The 16,315-nt window shown below is 53.9% G+C and carries 13 protein-coding genes and 1 riboswitch; of the genes, 12 read left to right on the forward strand and 1 reads right to left on the reverse strand.

Going from position 1 to position 16,315, the window contains the following annotated elements; genetic code table 11:
• The first annotated feature begins 37 nt into the window (after positions 1–37).
• The 7 genes from PCH05_RS22060 to PCH05_RS22090 all read left to right on the forward strand — a co-directional run bounded on the left by PCH05_RS22060 (position 38) and on the right by PCH05_RS22090 (position 8,391).
• Positions 38–1,060 carry an S-layer homology domain-containing protein gene (locus PCH05_RS22060; RefSeq protein WP_127605931.1) on the forward strand — a complete coding sequence of 341 codons (1,023 nt, stop codon included), beginning with the start codon at positions 38–40 and terminating at the stop codon, positions 1,058–1,060.
• A gap of 168 nt (positions 1,061–1,228) precedes the next feature.
• Positions 1,229–1,391: riboswitch (FMN riboswitch) on the forward strand.
• Positions 1,392–1,520: 129 nt separating this feature from the next.
• A complete protein-coding gene (locus PCH05_RS22065; protein WP_127605933.1) occupies positions 1,521–2,477 on the forward strand; it encodes a DMT family transporter in 957 nt (318 codons plus the stop codon).
• 274 nt (positions 2,478–2,751) lie between these two features.
• Positions 2,752–4,605 (forward strand): ABC transporter substrate-binding protein, encoded by a 1,854-nt coding sequence (locus tag PCH05_RS22070; RefSeq protein WP_127605935.1) that lies wholly within the window; start codon positions 2,752–2,754, stop codon positions 4,603–4,605.
• 131 nt (positions 4,606–4,736) lie between these two features.
• Entirely contained in the window at positions 4,737–5,747 is a 1,011-nt protein-coding gene (locus PCH05_RS22075; RefSeq protein WP_127605937.1) for an ABC transporter permease, read from the forward strand.
• Between the two features lies 1 nt (position 5,748).
• Positions 5,749–6,585, forward strand: a complete 837-nt coding sequence (locus tag PCH05_RS22080) for an ABC transporter permease (RefSeq protein WP_127605939.1) — start codon at positions 5,749–5,751, stop codon at positions 6,583–6,585.
• Between the two features lie 5 nt (positions 6,586–6,590).
• Positions 6,591–7,601 carry an ABC transporter ATP-binding protein gene (locus PCH05_RS22085; protein WP_127605941.1) on the forward strand — a complete coding sequence of 337 codons (1,011 nt, stop codon included), beginning with the start codon at positions 6,591–6,593 and terminating at the stop codon, positions 7,599–7,601.
• Complete coding sequence (locus PCH05_RS22090; protein WP_371860572.1) at positions 7,582–8,391, forward strand: ABC transporter ATP-binding protein; 810 nt, start codon at positions 7,582–7,584, stop codon at positions 8,389–8,391. Before PCH05_RS22085 ends, PCH05_RS22090 begins: the two co-directional genes overlap by 20 nt.
• A gap of 123 nt (positions 8,392–8,514) precedes the next feature.
• Here PCH05_RS22090 and PCH05_RS22095 read toward each other — a convergent pair whose 3' ends face one another.
• Positions 8,515–9,378, reverse strand: a complete 864-nt coding sequence (locus PCH05_RS22095; protein WP_127605945.1) for a hypothetical protein — start codon at positions 9,376–9,378, stop codon at positions 8,515–8,517.
• A gap of 391 nt (positions 9,379–9,769) precedes the next feature.
• On the opposite strand from PCH05_RS22095, the gene gnd reads away from it, so the two are divergent.
• The 5 genes from gnd to PCH05_RS22120 all read left to right on the forward strand — a co-directional run bounded on the left by gnd (position 9,770) and on the right by PCH05_RS22120 (position 16,143).
• Entirely contained in the window at positions 9,770–10,669 is a 900-nt protein-coding gene (gene gnd / locus PCH05_RS22100) for a phosphogluconate dehydrogenase (NAD(+)-dependent, decarboxylating) (protein ID WP_127605947.1), read from the forward strand.
• 120 nt (positions 10,670–10,789) lie between these two features.
• Positions 10,790–11,467 (forward strand): GntR family transcriptional regulator, encoded by a 678-nt coding sequence (locus tag PCH05_RS22105; RefSeq protein WP_127606011.1) that lies wholly within the window; start codon positions 10,790–10,792, stop codon positions 11,465–11,467.
• A 146-nt stretch (positions 11,468–11,613) separates the two neighbouring features.
• Positions 11,614–12,975 carry a GntP family permease gene (locus PCH05_RS22110; protein WP_127605949.1) on the forward strand — a complete coding sequence of 454 codons (1,362 nt, stop codon included), beginning with the start codon at positions 11,614–11,616 and terminating at the stop codon, positions 12,973–12,975.
• 35 nt (positions 12,976–13,010) lie between these two features.
• Positions 13,011–14,549 carry a gluconokinase gene (gene gntK, locus PCH05_RS22115; protein WP_127605952.1) on the forward strand — a complete coding sequence of 513 codons (1,539 nt, stop codon included), beginning with the start codon at positions 13,011–13,013 and terminating at the stop codon, positions 14,547–14,549.
• Between the two features lie 244 nt (positions 14,550–14,793).
• A complete protein-coding gene (locus tag PCH05_RS22120) occupies positions 14,794–16,143 on the forward strand; it encodes a hemolysin family protein (protein ID WP_127605954.1) in 1,350 nt (449 codons plus the stop codon).
• Positions 16,144–16,315 lie beyond the last annotated feature (172 nt).

The raw sequence follows: 16,315 nt of genomic DNA on the forward strand, positions 1-16,315 counted from the left end.
TGCTCCTGCGATTTGCAGTCTGAAAGGATGAAAACCATTGCTGAAAAAAATAGCCGCCATCATCGGAGCTGTCATGTTACTCGGATGCTTTGCCATCGGCATGCAGGCTTCGGCCGCCGAAGCGGGCCCCGCGATTTCGATGAAATCTTCAGCCAGCGGGAACGAAATCACCGTGACCGTCACCGGAGCGCAGCTTCAGGATTTGTATGCTTACGACTTCATGCTGAAATACGATACGCAGAAGCTTGCTTATCAAAGCGCTTCTTCCGGCACCGGGGGGTTTGCCATTGATCCGATCGTTCAAAACGGCGATATCCGGATCGCGCATACGAAGGTGGGGAAAATCGCCGGAGACAGCGGCACGCTTCAACTCGCAGTCTTGAAGTTTAAGAGGCTGCAGACAGGCGCGGCGCAGTTATCCCTTCATGACGTCAAGCTGGTGGATTCCAAGCTGAACACTTTCGGGACGGCGATCAACGCTTCGCTTGCCGTGAAGGACGGCACGGTTTCCTCGCAGGCTGCGTTCAAAGATATTGCGGGCCATTGGGCCAATGCATCCATCGTTCAGGCCGTGCAGCAGGGCTGGATTTCGGGCTATGAGGACGGCAGCTTCCGACCCAATAAGGAAGTCACACGAGCCGAATTCGCAGCGATGCTGATCCGAGCCCTGGGCACCGATGGAAAAGGCCATCAGCCGCTGCAATTCACGGATGCGAAGCGGATTCCCGCTTGGGCCCTGCCCTATGTGGAAGAAGCGGTCAGCCGGCAGTTCATGAACGGTTACGACAGCGGTGCGTTCGAGCCAAACAAGCTCATTTCGCGGGCCGAGATGGCGGCTATGGCTGTCCGCTCGCTGAACGGGGCTGCAGCTCCGGCAGCGGCGGGTCAAACGAATTTCGCCGATGACGGCAAAATCCCGGCTTGGGCCAAGCCATACGCGGCCGAGGCGGCGCAGCGGGGCATCATGAAGGGCAGAAGCGGCGGCATATTCGCTCCGGAAGCCCATGCAACCCGTGCCGAGGCGGTTGTCGTTATTCTGGCGCTTTTTCAGCAAAAATAATTATCGATCGAATCTTTTAATAATCTGGAAAAAAATCCTTATTTAAAAAATCCGACACGATGGCTGAGATATGTGCTATACTATCGTAAGTAACCAATGTGATGGCTTTAACATACGATGATGTGAAGTCATGGTATGATCTGTTTTGACAAATACTACAATATGAATATGGATCTTCGGGGTAAGGTGAAATTCCTGACCGGCGGTGAACGTCCTTTGCTTCCAGCAGACAGACGTCAAGCCCGCGACTCGCTGTTTCTTTTTCTGAAGCAGCGACTGACCTGGTGAGATTCCAGGGCCGACGGTAAAGTCCGGATGGGAGAAGATCAAAGAGATAGGTTTGTGCGAAATTTTTACCATTTCGGCAAGCTTATTTGATCAACCCCCGTTATGTCGATTGTCGTCGATAAACGGGGGTTTTCCAATGTTGACTCCGTATTCAGGCAAGGGGATCAAGGAAATGGAAAACGTAAGCAGCAAGATTAAGTTGAATCCCGCCGCGCGCAAGCAGGCGGACCGCCCGAGAACCGGCTTTTGGCTGGTCGTGCTGGGTGCGGCCCTATGGGGGGCTGATCCGCTCTTCCGGATCATATTGCTCCGGGAGAATATTACGCCGACGCAGATCGTATTGCTCGAGCATATTGTGATCGCATTGTTCGTGGCGCCGGTTTTATGGAAGCATCGTTCGGAAATGAAGGGACTCCAAATGCGGCATATCGGTGCGCTGCTGTTCCTGTCCTGGGGCGGCTCGGCGATCGCGACGATACTCTTTACCCTGGGACTGACGCACGGGAATTTGAATGCAGTGCTGCTGCTGCAGAAGCTGCAGCCGATTTTCGCCATACTGATGGCCCGCATGCTGCTGAAGGAGCAGCTGCCGAAGCAGTTCGGCTGGCTGTTGATCGTAGCTTTGGCGGGTACGTATCTTCTCACGTTCGGTTTTACCTTCCCATTCGGTCATATGAATGACTTCGTGAAAGTGGGAAGCCTGCTTTCCCTGGGCGCAGCCGCCCTATGGGGTGGCTCTACCGTAATGGGACGCCTGATGGTCGGCAAAATGGAATACGAGACGGTCACCTCCCTGCGGTTTATTTTGGCACTGCCCCTCCTGATCGGCATAACGATCAATCAGGGTGACCCTTGGCAGATTCCTACAGGCGCAGGTCCGCTCGCCGCGGTCGGCATCAACCTTCTTGGCCAAGCGCTGCTGCCGGGACTGTTCAGCCTGCTTGTCTACTATAAGGGATTGACTACGACCAAAGCGTCTGTGGCGACGCTGGCGGAGCTGAGCTTTCCGATGGTCGGCGTTCTGATTAACTGGATTGTATTTAACCAGGTCGTCACGATCCCGCAAGCGATCGGCTTCCTGCTCATCTGGGCCGCGCTGTTCGCCATTTCCCGCAGAAGCGCAGCGTAAAATGAATAAACGCTTGAAGGACAGCTTCACTGAGGCTGCCCCATCCAAGCCGCCAGGGCAATGATATTGCCTGGGCGGCTTTTTTTGGCTTTAAATCCGTTTTTTTGAACTGGCCAGAGGGAATATTCGCACACGTCTTTATTTTAAAAATAATTCAGTCATGATTTGCGAAGGGCGACATACATTTTTACAAGAAAACGCTTGCAGAATACGTTTTAGGCTATTCTGGAGCTTTTCGTATGAGGTTGTGAACGTGATGAATGGGGGAGTTCATATGAGGCTGAAATTAGCTTCCAAGCCGCTGATCGCCTTATTTACGGCAGCGGTGCTCATCGCAGGCTGCCAAAGCGTGCAGCCGCCGTCGACCGCTGAAACACCGAAGACGCAGGAGGAGACCAAGACGCCTGCCGACACAAGTACGGACACGAAAACCACGGAGCCATCCAAGGAGCCTGCCACCGACACGGCCAAGGGCGACTCGAAAGAAACGCCGCGCAACGAAACGCTGTACATCAACGGCCTGCAGTGGGGGGCGCCGACCAACTTTAACCTGCTGAGTGGCAACCCGGCATTTCCGATCAATTACGGCAACTCGAGAGAGCTCGTGTATGAAACGCTGTTTATGGTCAACGAGCTGAACGGCGCGCTGGAGCCGCTGCTCGGCACGAAGTACGAATGGCAGGATGATACGCTGCATGTCGAACTGAACAAGGACGCCAAATGGAGTGACGGACAGCCATTTACCTCCGACGACGTGGTTTATACCTACCAGCTCGGCAAAAAGTATGATATCAACTGGAGCAGCTATTGGACGTATATTTCGGATGTTACGGCCGATGGTGCAAACGCTGTCAATATCAAGCTGAGCAAGGATAACCCGAATCGGCTGACCGTGCTGGACAGCATTGAGATCATCCCGATGCTGCCGAAGCATGTATGGGAAGAAATCGAGAAGAAGGCGAATAACGACCTGACGAATATCCGCAAGGAAGTGAACAGCGATCCGATCGGAACCGGTCCCTACAAAATATACTTCTACAACGATCAGAAAATCACGATTGCCAGAGACGATAATTATTGGGGTCAATCCCTGTTCGGCAAGCTTCCGGCACCGAAATACATTACGCATGTGATATACAAGGACAACGCGGCCGGCGACCTGGCGTTCAAGAGCGGCCAAGTGGACGTATCGCAGCAATTTATTCCGCAGGTATGGAATATGTGGAAGAATGGTACGCCGATCAAGACTTATCTGAAGGATGCGCCGTATTACGTACCGGGCTCCATGCCTTCGATCTTCTTTAATTTCTCGAAAAAGGGAATCGACAACGCGGACGTCCGCCGCGCAATCGCGATGAGCATCGACTACAAGAAAATTTCGGACCTGGCGATGAGCGGCTATTCGGCAGCCATGCAGCCATCCCTGACGCTGAATACCGCAGCCGAATCGAAATACGTCGATCAAGCCGCTATCAAATCGCTGCAGTGGACGACCGACGTGAAAGCGGCCAACGAGCTGCTTGACAAGATCGGAGCGAAGAAGGGCAAGGACGGCATCCGGGTACTGAACGGAACCCGGCTTGGGCCTTATGACGTGGAATGTCCTTATGGCTGGTCGGACTGGAACGCGGCGCTGGAGATCGTAGCCCAGAGCGCCAAGGCGATCGGCATCGAAATCCGCACCAAGTTCCCTGAAGCTCCAGTCTGGACGAATGACCTGCAAACCGGCAAATTCGATATTATTATGAACACGCCTGCCGGCGGCGTGAATCCAAGCCAGCCGTGGAGCAGAGCGCATGACATCATGTACTCCAAGCAGGTGGCTCCGATCGGTGAAATGGCGTTCTGGAACTGGGGACGTTACAAGAACGACAAAGCCGACCAAATTATCGACCAAATTCCGACCATCTCCGATGAAGCGCAGCTGAAAACCCTGTATACCGAGCTGACGAAAATCTGGCTGACCGACATTCCGTCCGTACCTCTGATGTACCGGCCATGGGTATTCCATACCGTGAATGAATCCGTTTGGAAAGGCTTCCCTACCGACGGCGACGGCACCGATATTCCGCCGCAAATCGCGATGGATGGAGCAGGCATCCGGGCGCTGTACCAAATTCATAACTAACCGCCCGGCCATTCGCAAGGTTCGTTGCCAGCAGCCTGCATACGAGGGAACGAAACACTCGCCCTTTATGCAGGCTCTCTTTCCATCCTATTCATCCACATTCAGCCGGATCGTCCGAAGGGGGGAGCTTATTGAACGCCTATTCGAGATATTTTATCAAAAAGCTGTTTTGGTATCTGATCACCTTTATCATCGCCATTACCTTGAACTTCTTCCTGCCGCGCATGATTGAAGGCAACCCGGTCAGCGTCATCGTATCCCAAATGTCGCAGGGCATGACGGACAGCGATACGATCAAGCGCGTCTACGAGACCTTCATGAAGGAATTCGGCATCGACAAGCCGCTGTGGGAGCAGTTCGTGATTTATATCAAAAATCTGTTCACCGGAGACCTTGGAACATCCTTCGGCCTTTATCCGAAAAAGGTCACGGACATTCTCGCCTCCGCGGTGCCTTGGACCGTAGGGCTGCAGCTGCCGGCCATTCTCGTCGGCTGGATTCTGGGAAATCTTCTCGGCGCCGTCGCGGCATATAAGAAGGGCGTATTCGACAAAGCGATTTTTCCGGTGGCGCTGTTCATCAACTCGATCCCGTTTTTTACGCTGGCCATTATTATGCTGTATCTGTTCGCGCTAACGCTGGGTTGGTTTCCGTTGTCAGGGGGCTATGATTTCCAGATGGTTCCCAGTCTCAGTCTGGACTTTATCGGCTCTGTTCTCAGGCATCATACGCTGCCGTTTCTGTCTATCGTGCTGGTTACCATCGGCGGACAGGCGATCGGCATGCGCGAGATGTCTATCTATGAGCTGAATGCCGATTACGTGCTGTACGCCAAGCTGCTCGGCATCCGCGACGCGAAGATTTCCAGGTACGTGTTCCGCAACGCCATGCTTCCGCAAATAACGGGACTGGCCCTGTCCATCGGCACGATGGTGGGCGGATCGCTCATCTGCGAGATCGTCTTCAGCTATCCGGGGCTGGGTACCTGGATGTTCACGGCCATCCGCCAGCTGGATTATCCGCTGATCTCGGGCTGCACTCTGCTGATCGCGGTCACCGTGCTGCTGGCGAATTTTACGATCGATATGGTCTACGGCCTGATCGATCCGCGAATCAAAGCTGCGCAAATGGAGGAGGAGTAGCATGAAACATTCCTTCGCGATACTCCTGAAATCGCCTAAGTTCATGATCGGCGCGATCCTGTTTCTCCTGATGCTGGCGCTGGTGCTGATCTACCCGCAGATCAACCGGAAGGATCCGCTGGAGATGATCGCCCTGGCCTTCCAGCCCCCGGATGCGAAGCTGTGGCTCGGCTCGGACAATTTCGGCCGCGACCTGTTCCTGGAGCTGATGTACGGCATCCAGACGTCGATTCGCGTCGGACTCATCGCAGGCGTGTTCGCTACGGCGATCGGCCTGGTCATCGGCCTGCTGGCCGGCTACGTCGGGGGTCTGCTCGACAACATCCTGACCGCGATCACCAACATTTTTATCGTCATTCCGTCCTTCGTCATCCTGATTCTCATCTCCGTGAGCATCAATTCACGCAGCTCGCTCGTGACGGCCATCATCATCGGGATTACCAGCTGGCCGTGGACCGCGAGGGCGGTCAGGGCACAGACCACCTCGCTCCGGGGAAGGGACCATGTCCACATCGCGAAAATATCCGGGCACAGCACCCCAAAAATCATCGTATTCGAAATTCTGCCGTATATCGCTTCGTATGTCGTCATGGCCTTCGTGCTGCAGACCGCGTCCGGCATCCTGTCGGAGGCATCCATCTCCATGCTGGGCCTCGGGCCGTACAACACGATCTCGCTCGGCATCATCATGAACTGGGCCTTGGTGTTTGAAGCGCCGGTGGCTGGGGCGTGGTGGGCGTTCATCCCGGCAGCGCTGTCGATCGCGCTGATCACCTTCTCCCTCTACATGATGAACACGGGGATGGATGAGATATTCAATCCGAAGATAAGGAGCTAATGCCGATGAGCACGAATATTTTGGAGGTCAGCGGCCTGAAAACCTACTATAAAACCCGCCTCAAGGAAAAGGTGTTTGCCGTCGATGGCGTCGACTTCGAGCTCGAAGAAGGCAAAACGCTGGGCATCGCCGGCGAGTCTGGATGCGGCAAATCGACGCTTGCGCTGAGCCTGATGGGCTTTTATTTCCCTCCGTTGCATTACGGGAGCGGCTCCATCCGTATTCACGGCAAGGACATCATGAAGCTGAACAAGGAGCAGCTGCGCTCGCAGGTATCCGGCAGGGAAATCGCCTATATTCCGCAGGCGGCCATGAACGCGCTCAATCCGACGCTGCGGATCATCCGCTTTATTGAGGATATCATGAAGGAGCACCGCCCCGAGCTGTCCAAAAAGCAGGTGTGGGACCTCGCGGCAGAACGCTTCCAGACGCTGAATTTACCCGAGAAGGTGCTGAAATCCTATCCGAATGAGCTGTCCGGCGGCATGAAGCAGCGGACGGTGATCGCGATTTCCACCATTTTGAATCCGAAAGTGCTGATCGCCGACGAGCCGACCTCGGCGCTCGACGTTACGTCGCAAAAGGCGGTCATCAAGCTGATGAAGGAGCTGCTGGACAAGAAATTCATTCGCTCGCTCGTGTTCATCACGCATGAGCTGCCGCTTTTATATCATGTGACCGACGATATTATGGTGATGTACGCGGGCGAAATCGTGGAGCGCGGCACGGCGGAGCAGATGATTTTCGATCCGGTTCATCCTTACACGAAGAAGCTGATGGGCTCCATTCTGGTGCCGGAGGAAGGCATGAAGGGACAGAAGCTGGCAGCGATTCCCGGTGCCCCGCCCAATCTGAAGCAGGTGCCGCCGGGCTGCCGCTTTGCGGAGCGCTGCTCCTATGCCCGCGACGAGTGCCGGGTCGGCAAGATTCCGGTGCAAACCAGCGGAGGCCGCCAGTACCGCTGCCATTTTGATACGGATACGCTGAAGGAGTGGTATGCGCATGAGCAACCGTGAAACGCTGATCCGCGGCAAGGATCTGACCAAGGTATTCGGATACGGGAACGGGAAGACAACCGCCGTCGACGCGGTGAACTTCAGCTTCCACAAGGGGGAGATCGTCTCTATTGTCGGGGAAAGCGGCAGCGGCAAGACGACCCTCGCGAAAATGGTCATGGGACTCCTAAAGGAATCGGGCGGAACCGTCGAATATAAAGGCGCGCCGCGCCGTTTGAAATCGCATGCCGACCGTAAGCGCTACTGGAAGGATATCCAGGCCATTTTTCAGGACCCGTTCTCCTCGTTCAATCTGTTTTACCGGGTGGAAAAGCTGCTCATGGACTGCATCAAGCTTCAAGGCGCGAAGCTTAGCAAGGAAGAGCAAGAACGGAAAATGAAAGAGGCCTGCTCGTTCGTGAATCTGAAATTCGAGGAGCTGCACAACAAGTATCCGTTCGAGCTGTCCGGCGGACAAATGCAGCGGCTGATGATCGCCAGGATCTTCATGCTGCATCCCAAGGTGCTGATTGCGGACGAACCGACTTCCATGGTGGACGCCTGCTCGAGGTCAACCATTCTCGATATGCTGCTGAAGCTGCGCGACGAAAATGACATGACGATTATTTTCATTACGCATGATGTGGGGCTTGCCTATTACGTAAGCGACACGATTTATATCATGGAAAAAGGGAAGATCGTCGAGACCGGACCGGCGGAGGACATCATTCTGAACCCGCAGCACAGCTATACGCGCCAGCTGATTAACGACGTGCCGAAGATCCACTCCACCTGGGATCTGGGCTCGTAGGGGAGAGTATGCTCAGGAATACCGCTTGAGCGCATGACAAAAAAGGATAGGACCAGGCAAAAAGCCGGTCTCTATCCTTTTTATGCTTATTTGCAAGGAATAATCTTGGAATGGCAGTCTCGATCAGAGCGGCGCTTGGTAACGTCCGGCTTCCGTCACGACGCGGAATTTGGTGCCCTTTTGCTGAATGACCGACAAGTTGGTTCCTTCCGTGCCGTACCATTCGACACCGAGGGCATACCCGGCCTTGCTGGATGAAGCAAAGATCAGATGGAAGAGCTCCGGTCCCATTTCGCCGCCGTCATCGACGCGCCAGGTAGAGTAGGGATCGCTATTGCCGACGAAGTCTTGGAAGACCATGCTTCCACGGTCGACGAGCACGAGGCTGGCCAGCGGCTTGCCGCTGCCTTGGACGAATTTGACGATGCCGATCTGCACGCCGTTTGTGGTCGTTGCGATCAAGCCTTGCGTGGCGACTTTGCGGTTTTTGGCTTTTTCGATCGCTTTGACGGTTTTGGCGTTGAATTTTCCCTTTTGCTCGGATTGGAAGGTCAAAAAGGTATGGCCTTGAAAAGCGTTCGCCGTCTGGAGCAGGACGCTTGCATCGCTCTTGAGCTTGCTGCCCGGGTTGCTCAGCTTGAACAGCTCGCCTTCATCGAATTTGAAATTTGCCGCAGATTGTCTGTAGCTGGACTTGGAGGAGGCTTTTTGATGCTTCACGTAGGTTGCGCGGAACGTCTTGCCGGAAGCATACAGCACAGAGGTGAGCGTTTTGGGAGCCGGGTGGCTTTTTTCAGGATTGCCTAAGAGTCCGAGTATTTGCTTGCCGCTCGGATCGACGTATCCGAACATCAGCTGGTCGGCGCGAAGTTCTCCTTTGCTTGCGCTGACCTTTGCGGGAGAAGGCGCAGCCGTAGCACCGGCGAACGAGGCAAACCAAGGCACACAGAGCACCAGGAGAAGGAATGCGGATATATGTTTTTTCATACCGTTGAACTCCTTTGCATCAGATTCAATTCGTAACGAGCACTTGTAGTTAAGACGTAGGGAATTCCATTTTGTTGCATTCATGCCATAAAAATAACATGGACGGTGGGGACGGCTAGGCCTCGTTACCAATTTTTTTAATCCCATTTTTGCAAGGCTGAACCAGTATATACCATCCATATCCGGTAATGAAGCTGGAATAGCGGCTTCGAACCCCGCAAAATAACGGGGAAATGCGCGTTGGTCCTGCGGCAGGGGCTGGTAATTATTGCTTAATAGCGCTTTCAACATACATATTTACAGATACAAGTTTCTGAATTAAAATAATGAGGCTGTATGTTGTCGACAAGTACACTTGTAGTCATAAGATGAAATGGAGGATAGATGCACCATGAAACTCGGATTGATCGGTTTAGGCAAAATGGGCTTTAACCTTGCGCAAAACCTGCTTTCGAGCGGCCATGAAACCGTTGTCTATGATGTTCATCGGGAGCCTGGCGACAAGCTGGCGGGCAAGGGCGCCGTTCCGGTACGCAGCCTGAAGGAGCTGGTTAGCCGTCTGGAAGCGCCCCGGATCATTTGGATGATGGTGCCGGCAGGAGAAGCCGTAGGCCATGTCATCGAGGAATTGAAGCCGCTGCTTATTGCGGGCGATATCCTGATCGACGGAGGGAATTCTTTCTATAAAGAATCCATGCTGCGTGCGGAACAGCTGGGCGAGGCCGGCGTGCATTATTTTGACGTCGGGACGTCAGGCGGAACTTCCGGGGCAGCCGAGGGCGGGTGCTTTATGATCGGCGGCAGCAGGGAGGCTTTCAAGCGGATTGAGCCGTTGTTCCAAGATATGGCCGTACCCCAAGGCTACTTGTATGCGGGAGCAAGCGGAAGTGGACATTTTCTGAAAATGGTTCATAACGGGATCGAATACGGCATGATGCAAGCCATTGCAGAAGGATTCGAGATTCTGGACAAAAGCGGCTTCGATTACAATTACGAGCAGGTGGCAAAGGTATGGTCGCACGGATCGGTGATCCGCGGTTGGCTGATGGAGCTGGCTGAAAATGCGTTTGCCAAGGATGCTAAGCTGGATGGCATCAAGGGCATTATGCAAAGCTCGGGTGAAGGCAAGTGGACCGTGGAAACCGCGATGGACCTTCAGGCCAGTGCCCCTATCATTACGATGTCGCTGCTTATGCGCTACCGTTCGCTTGAAGAAGACACCTTCCATGGCAAAGTGGTGGCAGCGCTCCGCAATGAATTCGGGGGACACAGCGTCATAGCTAACGATTAATTTCCGAGGCGAATGGTTGGTACGAGCATGCGTTCATGTGATAAAATCCTATTATCGTATGTTTAAATCGGAATTTTGCAAAGTATTGCAAGATCGTTAAAATAGGAGAGTTGTCTCATGCTGCAGTATCCATCCGTCTGGCTCAATAACGCGTCTCTTGGAGAAACCATCGCCTGCGAGCTCAGGCTTCGAATCATTAACGGAACCATCAAAACCGATGAAGTCATATCGGAGAATTGGGTGGCTTCCGAGTTCGGAACAAGCCGCTCCCCCGTCCGGGAAGCTCTAAAAACGCTGTCCAACGAAGGACTGATCCGGCTCGAACGAATGGGGGCCGTCGTGATCGGCCTGGACATTGCCGATGTGGAGGAGCTGTATGATGTCCGGTTTTTGATCGAAAGCTTCGTGCAGCAGCGGCTGGCTCAAACGGATGTGACAGAGCTGCTCGGCAGCTTGCAGCGGATCGTGGATAAAATGGAGCTTGCGATGAAGCACAACGATGCGGTGGAGTTTTCGTACCAGGATTTATCCTTCCATGAAACCATCATTACTGCCGCAGAGCATAATCGTATTCTGCATTTGTGGAAAAGCATTCGTCCGATCGTCATGACCGTGATGCTGATTACGACCGATGAGATTTTTTCCAAAGGAGAACAAAAGCTCCACGCTGTCATCGAAAAACACTACCGAATCATGAAGGGACTGGAATCCCAAGACAAGAAAGTGGTCGAAGAGGTAGTCAGGGAGTACTTTGCGGATTCGCGGAAAACGCTGCACACCAGTATTCCAGGTCATTAACCGGCCAGGGGCGCATGTTCAAGTGGGCATGCCGCTTTAAGTTGTCGACAAGTATACCGATTAAAGAAATCAAATGTTGGATATATGGGTATCATACTGACAAGATTGCATAATTTCACCATACGAATTAAAGGGAGGGCATCTAGATGTCCAGTATATTCGGCTTAAGCCACAATTGGACGCTCATTATTTGGACCCTGATCGCCATTGCGTTTCTGATTGTGTTTATCGCAAAATTCAAATGGAATCCGTTTGTGACCCTCTTGCTGTCCGCATTGCTCCTCGGATTCCTGGCGGGCATGAAACCGCTTGATATCGTTGATTCGGTCACGAAGGGCCTGGGCGGGACGCTTGGGACCATCGCGATCGTCATCGGTCTTGGCACAATGCTCGGCAAAATGATGGCCGAGTCCGGCGGTGCGGAGCAAATCGCGACGACGCTCGTAGACCGTTTTGGCGAGAAGCGCGTCCATTGGGCGATGATGATCGTCGGCTTTATCGTCGGCATTCCCGTGTTTTTTGAGGTCGGCGTTATTCTGCTGATCCCGATTATCTTTACCGTAGCCCGGAAAACGAAAATGTCGCTGCTGCAGATCGGCATTCCGATCCTGGCCGGCCTGTCCACCGTTCACGGCTTGGTTCCGCCGCATCCGGCGCCTATGATTGCCATTGATGCTTTCAAGGCCGATTTGGGTAAAACGATCCTATACTCCCTGATTGTAGGCATTCCGACCGCGATCGTGGCCGGTCCTCTCTTCGGCAAATGGATCGGCAAACGGATTCAGGTAGAGCCGCCGGCTCAACTTGCGGAGCAGTTCTCCACCAGCAGCTCGCGGAAGCTGCCGGGCTTTGGCATCACCTTGTTCACGATTTTGCTTCCGGTTATTCTGATGCTGGTCGGATCCATCGCCAAAATTATCGATCCGGATGCCAGCAGCGGCTTTACGGTACTGTCCGAGTTTATCGGGCATGAAGTCATCGCCCTGCTGATTGCGGTTGTGTTCTCGTTCTTTTCCCTGGGCTTCTCCCGGGGATTCACGAAGGAACAGGTATCCAAGTTTACGAGCGAATGCCTGGCTCCGACAGCCACGATCATTCTGATCATCGGCGGCGGGGGCGCGTTCAAGCAGGTGCTGATTAACAGCGGCGTCGGCGATGCGATCGCGCAAATTGCGACTTCCGCGCATATCAATATCATCTTGTTCGCCTGGTTCGTGGCTGCGCTTATCCGTGTGGCGACAGGCTCGGCTACGGTGGCCATGACGACGGCCGCCGGCATCGTCGCCCCCGTCCTGGTTCTGAATCCAGGCGCCAGTCCGGAACTGGTCGCGCTGGCAACAGGCGCCGGCTCGCTCGTACTTTCGCATGTCAACGACGCCGGCTTCTGGATGGTAAAAGAATTTTTCAACATGTCCGTACCGCAGACGCTGAAATCATGGACCGTTATGGAAACGCTGCTGTCGGTCGTAGGACTCGTCATTATTATGGCAATCAGCCTGTTTGTGTAAGGCAAGTGCCAGTGAAGAAGAAAGAAGGTTGAAACATGAGCAGTAAAATGATGATCGGCATCGACATCGGAACGACAAGCACGAAAGCCGTTTTGTTCGAAGAGAACGGAAAGGTAATCGCCAAGGGCAGTGAAGGTTATCCCCTTCACACCCCGACTTCGTCGATTGCCGAGCAGGATCCGGATCAGATCTTTGCCGCCGTGATCCATTCCGTAAAACAAGCCATGGAAAAGAGCGGGACGCGTCCCGAGCAGGTCATGTTCGTGTCCTTCAGCTCGGCGATGCACAGCGTCATTCCGGTGGATTCGGACGGCAAGCCGCTCATGAACTGCATTACTTGGGCAGATAACCGCAGCGCGGGGTGGTCCGAAAAGCTGAAAAAGGAGTTCAACGGACATGAGATTTACCTGCGCACGGGAACGCCAATCCATCCGATGTCCCCTTTGACCAAATTGATGTGGCTGCGTCATGAACAGCCGGACATTTTCAGCAGGGCGGAGAAGTTCATTTCCATTAAAGAATACGTCTTTGCCAAGCTGTTCAACAAATACGTTATTGATTATTCCATTGCCTCATCGACCGGCATGTTCAATTTGAAGCAGCTGTCCTGGGATGAGGAGGCGCTCCGCGTTGCGGGCATTGGAGCAGACAAGCTGTCCAAGCCTGTGCCGACAACTCATGCGGTGACGGGACTGCATCCGGTGTATGCCGAGGAAATGGGGCTGTCAGCCTCGACGCCGTTCATCGTCGGAGCCAGCGACGGCGTGCTCTCGAATCTGGGCGTGGACGCCATCGAGCCCGGGGTTGTTGCCGCTACGATCGGAACGAGCGGGGCCATTCGCACGGTCGTAGACCGCCCCGTCACCGATCCGAAGGGCCGCATTTTCTGTTATGCGCTGACGGACCAATTGTGGGTCATCGGCGGTCCGGTCAACAATGGCGGCATGCTGTTCCAATGGGTGAGGGACGAACTGGCGGCCTCCGAGGTGGAGACGGCCAAGCGTCTTGGCCTGGACTCGTATGATTTGTTAACCCGGATCGCGGAGCAGGTCAGACCGGGCTCGGACGGCCTGCTGTTCCATCCATATATGACCGGGGAACGAGCTCCTTTATGGAACCCGGATGCGCGCGGTTCGTTCTTTGGACTGACGATGCATCACCGGAAGGAGCACATGATCCGTGCGGTGCTGGAAGGCGTAATCTTCAATATGTACACCGTGCTGCTGGCCATGGAGGAAATTATCGGGCGTCCGACGAAAATCCATGCCACGGGCGGGTTCTCCCGTTCTCCGCTGTGGCGCCAGATGATGGCGGATATTTTCGATCAGGAAGTGATCGTGCCGGAAAGCTATGAGAGCTCCTGCCTGGGCGCGGTCGTGCTTGGCCTGTACGCCCTCGGCCACACCGATACGCTGGGCATCGTATCCGGCATGGTCGGCTCCACCCACCGGCATAAGCCCGATCAGGAAAATGCGCATGTGTATCATCAGCTGCTGCCGATTTTCATTCAGATTTCGCGTAAGCTGGAAGATGAGTACCGTGCGATTGCCGATTTTCAGCGGCAGATTTTTTGAGCGGAGAAGAATATCCCATTCAACAAAAAGCCTGCATGACGCGCACCGTCATGCAGGCTTTTTAGTTTGTCTTATGCGAGCGGGAAACCACATGAATAGAGCCAGCGCCTTTCCCGGCCGCGCAGGAGGAGCATCCCGTTGAATTTTGGGTAATAAGTGACATAGAACACGACTTCTGGCGGTTTAGTTTTGATAAAGGGAGGTGCTCCCTGTTCCTGCGACTGCGGCGGGAGCGGGATAACATGTGGAAACTGTAAAGATCATTTCGGTTATTTTGCTCATTTTACTGACATCCTTTTTTGTCGCATCCGAATATTCCGTCATTCGCGTGCGGCTGTCGCGCATGAACCAGCTCGCGGCCGAGGGCAATAAAAATGCCAAAGCCGTCAAGCATATCATTTCCAAGCTGGACGAGTTTCTGTCCGCATGCCAGCTTGGCACGACACTGACGTCCATGGCCCTTGGCTGGCTGGGGGAATCGACGGTGGAACGGCTGCTGCATCCGCTGTTCGAGCTGCTTCATATCCCCGGCTCCGTCGAAAGCATACTTTCTTTTATTATCGCGTTCCTCATCCTGACGTACTTTGAAGTGGTTGTCGGCGAGCTGGTGCCGAAGACGATCGCGATCCAGATGGCCGAGCCGATGGCGCTGTTTTTTGCCCGTCCGCTCATCATTTTTTATAAAACCACGTATCCGTTCAACTGGATTCTCAGCCGCTCTTCGCGACTGATCACCGGACTGTTCGGCGTCAAAATGATATCGGAGGAGGATGCGGCGCTCAGTGAGGCAGAGCTGCGCTTTGCCTTGTCGGAAGGGTTCCGCAGCGGTGAAATTACGCCAACAGAGTATCGCTACCTGAACAATGTGTTCGATTTTGATGAGCGGGATGCCCGGGAAATCATGGTGCCGCGAACATCCATCCGGTATATTGACCATGAAGCAAAGGTTGGCGACGTGCTCGCGGCGATCGAGGACAAAACCTTCAGCTATATTCCCGTGATGATGAATGGCGACAAGGATCAGGTCACCGGCATTCTCCATATGAAGGAGGTACTGCATGGGATCGTGCGTCAAAGCTGCAGCATGGAGGATTCCATCACGGGCTTCATCAAGCCCGTCCTGCAGATGATCGAAACGATCCAGGCCCGCGATTTGCTGGGACAGATGCAGAAGACCGGTATCCCTATGGCGATTCTGCTGGATGAGTACGGAGGCACATCGGGGCTTGTGACCATGGAGGATATATTGGAGGAAATCGTGGGGGATATTCCATCTGCCTCCTCTCCGAACGCGGTTTCCGATCAAGCGAAAGCATTAATCACGAAAACGGATGAGCATCGTTATTTGTTGGAGCCGCATGTGCTGATCCATGATATCAACCGCAAGCTGAAGACCCATATCCCGGTCGGAGACGAAGTGTATACCCTTGGCGGGTGGATGCTTTCGAGAAAATTCGATCTTAAGGAAGGGGACCGGCTGCAGTCGGACGATTGGATTTTCACCGTGCTCCATATGGAAGGACCGCGCATTCTACAGATAGAAGCCGAGAAAATGGATCCGGAGGAGGAAGCGCCTGCGGATGAACGGCCATAGTTTCCGGGCTTGGCAAGACTGATTCAACCAAAGCCTGCAGCGTAACCGCTGCAGGCTTTTTTTTCCTTGTTTGACTTCTCTATTAAAAACGGCATGGAATATAGCATTTTTCACGGATATAAGCCCGGAGCGGCCGGTGACATCCATATCAATTTACCGATGATCGTCATTC

It is taken from the genome of Paenibacillus chibensis, assembly GCF_004001045.1.
Taxonomy (GTDB): domain Bacteria; phylum Bacillota; class Bacilli; order Paenibacillales; family Paenibacillaceae; genus Paenibacillus_AQ; species Paenibacillus_AQ chibensis.

Coding starts and splice junctions, on each gene's coding strand:
- PCH05_RS22065 (WP_127605933.1), top strand. CDS start 1,521: ATGGAAAACGTAAGCAGCAAGATTAAGTTGAATCCCGCCGCGCGCAAG.
- PCH05_RS22070 (WP_127605935.1), top strand. CDS start 2,752: ATGAGGCTGAAATTAGCTTCCAAGCCGCTGATCGCCTTATTTACGGCA.
- PCH05_RS22080 (WP_127605939.1), top strand. CDS start 5,749: ATGAAACATTCCTTCGCGATACTCCTGAAATCGCCTAAGTTCATGATC.
- PCH05_RS22085 (WP_127605941.1), top strand. CDS start 6,591: ATGAGCACGAATATTTTGGAGGTCAGCGGCCTGAAAACCTACTATAAA.
- PCH05_RS22090 (WP_371860572.1), top strand. CDS start 7,582: ATGCGCATGAGCAACCGTGAAACGCTGATCCGCGGCAAGGATCTGACC.
- PCH05_RS22095 (WP_127605945.1), bottom strand. CDS start 9,378: ATGAAAAAACATATATCCGCATTCCTTCTCCTGGTGCTCTGTGTGCCT.
- gnd (WP_127605947.1), top strand. CDS start 9,770: ATGAAACTCGGATTGATCGGTTTAGGCAAAATGGGCTTTAACCTTGCG.
- PCH05_RS22110 (WP_127605949.1), top strand. CDS start 11,614: ATGTCCAGTATATTCGGCTTAAGCCACAATTGGACGCTCATTATTTGG.
- gntK (WP_127605952.1), top strand. CDS start 13,011: ATGAGCAGTAAAATGATGATCGGCATCGACATCGGAACGACAAGCACG.